At 71.7% G+C, this 5,761-nt stretch carries 6 protein-coding genes; 5 read left to right on the top strand and 1 reads right to left on the bottom strand.

Annotated features, from left to right (window positions below; all coding sequences use genetic code 11):
* The first annotated feature begins 114 nt into the window (after positions 1-114).
* Complete coding sequence (locus tag ACFXPK_RS02280; protein WP_385008061.1) at positions 115-975, top strand: spermidine synthase; 861 nt, start codon at positions 115-117, stop codon at positions 973-975.
* A gap of 27 nt (positions 976-1,002) precedes the next feature.
* Entirely contained in the window at positions 1,003-1,650 is a 648-nt protein-coding gene (locus ACFXPK_RS02275) for a class I SAM-dependent methyltransferase (RefSeq protein ID WP_385070666.1), read from the top strand.
* 157 nt (positions 1,651-1,807) lie between these two features.
* Here ACFXPK_RS02275 and ACFXPK_RS02270 read toward each other — a convergent pair whose 3' ends face one another.
* On the bottom strand, positions 1,808-2,914 hold the full coding sequence (locus tag ACFXPK_RS02270) for a hypothetical protein (RefSeq protein WP_385070663.1): 1,107 nt from the start codon (positions 2,912-2,914) through the stop codon (positions 1,808-1,810).
* A 92-nt stretch (positions 2,915-3,006) separates the two neighbouring features.
* On the opposite strand from ACFXPK_RS02270, the gene ACFXPK_RS02265 reads away from it, so the two are divergent.
* From ACFXPK_RS02265 to ACFXPK_RS02255, 3 genes are all read left to right on the top strand, one after another.
* On the top strand, positions 3,007-3,459 hold the full coding sequence (locus ACFXPK_RS02265) for a DUF4442 domain-containing protein (RefSeq protein WP_385006622.1): 453 nt from the start codon (positions 3,007-3,009) through the stop codon (positions 3,457-3,459).
* Between the two features lie 172 nt (positions 3,460-3,631).
* Positions 3,632-4,300: a DedA family protein gene (locus ACFXPK_RS02260; protein WP_385070659.1), complete on the top strand. Its 669-nt coding sequence runs from the start codon at positions 3,632-3,634 to the stop codon at positions 4,298-4,300.
* 107 nt (positions 4,301-4,407) lie between these two features.
* Positions 4,408-5,634 (top strand): cytochrome P450, encoded by a 1,227-nt coding sequence (locus ACFXPK_RS02255; RefSeq protein ID WP_385006626.1) that lies wholly within the window; start codon positions 4,408-4,410, stop codon positions 5,632-5,634.
* Positions 5,635-5,761: the final 127 nt, after the last annotated feature.

Below are 5,761 nucleotides of genomic sequence, written 5' to 3'. Positions count from 1 at the left end.
GGCGGGGGCGGGCGGGCCGCGCCGCCCGCGCACCCGCCCGCGTCCGTTGCCGAGCGCCCCGCCCGCGCGCCCCCCCGGCCCGCCGCCCCCCCCCCCCCCCCGCACAATGGAACGGTGAACGAGCCGATCCCCGTCATCCGCGCCGTCGACCGCGGCACCGCCAAGCTCCTGCCCGACGTGGACCGGGAGCGGGCCTGGCTGCTGACGGTCGACGGCGCGCCCCAGTCCTACGTCGACCTGGACGAACCGGCCCACCTGGAGTTCGAGTACGTACGGCGCCTCGCCCATGTCGTGGACTGCGCGGCGTCCGCCCCGTGGGCGGTGGCCCCCGCCCCGCTCACCGTGCTCCACCTCGGCGGCGGCGCCTTCACCCTGCCCCGCTACATCGCCGCGACCCGGCCCGGCTCCGCCCAGTCCGTGGTGGAGGCCGACGCGGCGCTGCTGGCGCTGGTCGAGCAGGAGCTGCCGATACCGGCCGGCGCGGGGATCACCGCCCACACCGCGGACGCCCGCCGCTTCCTCGAAACGGCGCCGGACCGCTCCGTGGACGTCCTGATCGCCGATGTCTTCGGCGGCTCACGCATCCCCGCCCACCTCACCTCCGTCGAGTACGCGCGGGAGGCCGCCCGGGTGCTGCGCCCCGAGGGGATCTACGCCGCCAATCTCGCGGACGGTGCTCCGTTCGCCTTTCTCCGATCACAACTGGCCACATTCGCCACGGTCTTCGAGGAGCTGGCGCTGATCGCGGAACCGCCCGTGCTGCGCGGGCGCCGCTTCGGCAACGCCGTCCTGGTCGCCGCGCACCGGCCGCTCGACACGGCGTCCCTGGCCCGTCGTACCGCCTCGGACGCCTTCCCCGCCCGGGTCGAACACGGCGCCTCCCTGCGGCGGTTCACCGGGGACGCGGCACCCGTACGGGACAGCGGAGCGGTCCCCTCGCCCCGGCCCCCGGACGGGGCGTTCTCCGTCGACTGAGGTGGGGCCACCGCTACTGTCCTCGCCATGACCGAACCCACCTATCTGCGCGACACCCGCGACGGCTACGACAAGATCTCCGCGGAGTACGCCGAGCGCTTCCCCACCATGCGGGTGGACGGGCCCCTGGGCCGCGCCATGCTCACCGCCTTCGCCGAACCGTTCCGGGGCGCCGGGGGCGGACCCGTCGTCGAGGTGGGGAGCGGGGCGGGCCGGGTGACCGCGTTCCTGGACTCCCTCGGTGTGCGCGTCCGCGGTGTCGATCTCTCCCCGGCGATGGTGGCGCTGGCCCGGCGCGCCCACCCGGAGCTGCGCTTCGACGAGGGGTCGATGACCGCGCTGGACCTCCCGGACGGCTCCCTCGCGGGCCTGGTCGCCTGGTACTCCGTCATCCATGTGCCGCCGGAGCTGCACCCCGGGGTGTTCGCGGAGTTCCACCGCGTGCTGGCCCCGGGCGGCAGTCTCCTGGTCGCCTTCCAGGTCGGCGACGCACCGCTGAGCTTCACCGAGGCGTGGGGCCACACCGTCCGCCTCGACTTCCACCGGCTCTCGCCCGACCGGGTCAGCGACGGGCTGGAGAAGGCCGGCTTCGTGATGGACGCCCGGCTGGTGCGAGAGCCCAGCGCTGACGAGAAGGTCCCGCAGGCCTACCTGCTGGCCCACCGTCCCGCGTAGGGCTCTCGCACCGACCGGGCCCGGCGCCCGGCTCCGGCGCCGCGAACGCCGCGGGATCAGCGGTGTTCGCGGCGGCCGTGGCGTGGGTCGTGGCGTCGGCCGTGGCCCTGTCGGCGGCACCGGTGCAGGCGCCGCCGGTGGTGCCGGTGGTGCCCGGTCAGGACTCCGAGGGCGTCCCCGAGAGCCGGACCGTGCCCATGATCTTCTTCATCGTCGCCTCGGACAGCTCGTCCGGCACGCCCTTGTTCGCGTACAGAATCCACGTCGAGTAGTCGCCCTTGGCGGTGGTGAAGGTGAAGGCGATCGACTTGCCGTCGGTGTCGCACTTGTCCTTCTTCTCCAGCCCCGCGGACTCGGCCGTCGTGTAGTGCCCCTTGAGCCCCGCCGTGGTGGTGAACTCCTGGGGCTTGCCGACCGTGATCTTCTTCTTCAGCGTGGCCATCGGCTCGGGCTGGCCGTACGCGGCCCACACCCAGCTCCCCGCCTCGTTCTTCGAGGCCGTCGCCGTGTCCGTGGCGCCCTCGGCACCCTTCGTACCGGTGCCGGCGAGGCTGCTGTACTCCAGCTTGCCGTCCTTGTCCGTGTCCTGCGAGCACCACTCGGACTTGAGGAAGGCCGGGGCGGAGAAGGAGATCGCGACCGATCCGTCGCCCTTCTCGATGTCCTCGAAGCCGGATATGACGCCGGTCTTGGAGACCTCCCAGTCGGCGGGGACGTCGAACTGCGTCCCGTACTTGGGGTTGGTCACGACCTTCCAGCCCTCGATCTGCGGCTTGGCCGCCGCGCCGTTGCGCGGGTTGTCCTGGGACGGCTCCGCGGTCGGCTCCTCGGAGCCCGACGGCGGCGCGGACACCTTCGGGCCGCCCGCCTGATCGCTCGAACCGTCGTCCTTGCCCAGGACGAAGTAGGCCGTGCCGGCCGCCGTGAGCACGACCACCGCGGCGGCGATCACCGCGACGACCGTCGTCCTCTTCCTGTCGTTTCCCGGAGGACCCGACCCGTCCGGCGTTCCCGGTGCCGAGTACTGCATGGGCACCGTCGGCTGCTGGTAAGGGTTGGGCTGCTGGTAGCCGGGCTGCTGCCCGCTCGCCGGCTGCTGCTGCGGATAGCCGTAACCGGGCTGCTGCGGGTACCCCGGCTGCTGTTGCGGGTACCCCGGCTGCTGGTACGGGTTCGGCTGCTGGTACCCCGGCTGCTGGTACGGATTGGGATTCTGGTCCTGCGGGTTCTGCTCGCCCCCGGGCGGCTGCTGTCCTGGCCACATGGCCAGTAACGATAGAGGGACCCCATGGGGCCGTGACGTCCGCCCCGTCAGGGGATGGTGAAGCCTCCTACCCGTGGGTAACATAATGGCCCATGAGCGCTGATCAGATGTCCGTCGGCGAGATGCTCGCCGCCACCGTTCCCATGGCCAGGACCCTCGGCCTCGGCTACCAGGAGATCACCACGGAGCGGGCCGTCGTCCACCTCCCCGACCAGCCCGACTTCCACAACCATGTCGGCGGACCGCACGCCGGAGCGATGTTCACCCTCGCCGAGTCCGCCAGCGGCGCGATCGTGATCGCCGCCTTCGGACACCTCCTCGAACGGGTCGTCCCCCTCGCCGTCAAGGCGGAGATCCACTACAAGAAGCTCGCCATGGGCCCGGTCACGGCCACCGCGGTCCTCGGCCGCCCGGCCGCGGACGTCATCGCGGAGCTGGACGCGGGGGGCCGCCCCGAATTCCCCGTCGCCGTCACCCTCACCCGGGAGGACGGGGCGGTCACCGGCGAGATGACCGTGGTCTGGATCCTCCGCCCGCACTCCTGAGCCCGTCCGTCCACCGATGACCGGGGCCGCCCGCACTCCTGGGCCGTCCGCGGTCTCGAACACGGATTCCTGACCCCGCCCCCTCACCGGGTAGGCTGCCCGGCGTGCGCCCGCGTGGCGCGCGCCGGGTCATGCCGGCACACGGAACAGGGACGCACAGGAGGAACCGCCGTTGCACGTCCAGGAGTGGCTTGAGACCGTCCCCGCGGTCAGTATTTACATCCTGGTCGGGGTGGTCATCGGACTGGAGAGCCTCGGCATCCCGCTGCCCGGCGAGATCGTCCTCGTCAGCTCGGCGCTGCTCGCCTCCCAGCACGGTGACATCAACCCGTACATCCTCGGCGCCTGCGCCACGGCCGGTGCGATCATCGGCGACTCGATCGGCTACGCCATCGGACGCAAGGGCGGCAGGCCCCTGCTCGGCTGGCTCGGCGCGAAGTTCCCCAAGCACTTCGGCGCCGACCAGATCGCGATGGCGGAGCGCTCGTTCGAGAAGTGGGGCATGTGGGCGGTCTTCTTCGGCCGTTTCGTCGCGCTGCTCCGTATCTTCGCCGGACCGCTCGCGGGCGTCCTGCGCATGCCGTACTGGAAGTTCCTGATCGCCAACGTGCTGGGCGGCATCGTCTGGGCGGGCGGCACGACCGCCGTCGTGTACTCGGTGGGCGTCGTCGCCGAAGCCTGGCTGAAGCGCTTCTCCTGGCTGGGGCTGCTGCTCGCCGTACTCATCGGGATCACCTCCATGCTCGTCCTGAAGAGCCGCGCCAAGAAGGCCGGCGAGCAGGCGCGACAGGCCAGGGCCGCGGAGCCGGCCGAGCCCGAGACCGTACCCGCTGCCGACTGACGCGACCACGCTCGGTCAGGACATGGCCTGTTTCTGTCGACCTATGATCAATACCCTTGGCGGTGCCGTCCGTTACCGATCGGAACGGCACCTACAGAGGGAGCGCCATGGCCACCGCACAGCAGATCCCGGACATTCTGTCGCCGGAATTCGCGGAGAACCCCTATCCGGCCTACCGCGCGATGCGGGAGAGTGCCCCGCTCATCTGGCACGAAGCCACGAAGAGCTACATCATCTCGCGGTACGACGACGTCGAACGGGCCTTCAAGGACAAGGAGTCGGTGTTCACCACCGACAACTACGACTGGCAGATCGAGCCCGTGCACGGCAGGACGATCCTCCAGCTCAGCGGGCGGGAGCACGCCGTGCGCCGGGCGCTGGTCGCGCCGGCCTTCCGCGGCAGCGACCTGCGGGAGAAGTTCCAGCCCGTCATCGAGCGCAACTCCCGTGAACTGATCGACACCTTCCGGCACACCGGATCCGTCGATCTCGTGGAGGCGTACGCGACCCGCTTCCCCGTCAACGTGATAGCGGACATGCTCGGCCTCGACAAGGCCGACCACGGCCGCTTCCACGGCTGGTACACGGCGGTCATCGCCTTCCTGGGCAACCTCTCGGGCGACCCCGAGGTGACGGCGGCCGGTGAGCGGACCCGGATCGAGTTCGCCGAGTACATGCTGCCGATCATCCGGGAGCGGCGCGACCACCTCGGGGACGATCTGCTCTCCACCCTCTGCGCCGCCGAGGTCGACGGCGTACGGATGAGCGACGAGGACATCAAGGCGTTCTGCAGCCTGCTGCTCGCCGCCGGAGGGGAGACCACCGACAAGGCGATCGCCAGCATCTTCGCCAACCTCCTGCTCCACCCCGAGCAGCTCGCCGCCGTACAGCGGGACCGTTCGCTCATCGACCGGGCCTTCGCGGAGACGCTCCGGTTCACCCCGCCGGTGCACATGATCATGCGGCAGACGGCGACGGACGTGGAGCTGAGCGGGGGCACCGTACCGGCCGGTGCGACGGTCACCTGCCTGATCGGGGCGGCCAACCGCGACGACACGCACTACCGGGAGCCGGACTCCTTCGACATCTTCCGCGACGACCTGACCGCCACGACCGCGTTCTCCGCGGCGGCCGACCATCTGGCCTTCGCCCTCGGCCGCCACTTCTGCGTCGGGGCGCTGCTGGCCAAGGCGGAGGTCGAGACCGGGATGAACCACCTGCTCGACGCGATGCCGGACGTCCGGCTCGCCGACGGCTTCGACCCGGTCGAGCAGGGCGTGTTCACCCGGGGACCGCAGTCCCTGCCGGTGGAGTTCACACCGGTCCGCGGCTGACGGAGTCCGGGGGGGGCGCCGGCCCCCCGGGCCCCGCGGGCGGCCCCCGCCCCCCCGGACGCCCCCCCCCCCGCGCAGCGCGCCAGGTCGACCCGCGGGGGGGTCACCCCCCCCCCCGGCGGCCCCC

Source organism: Streptomyces sp. NPDC059142 (assembly GCF_042755665.1).
GTDB lineage: Bacteria > Actinomycetota > Actinomycetes > Streptomycetales > Streptomycetaceae > Streptomyces.
This window is presented reverse-complemented; position numbering and strand designations above follow the sequence as displayed.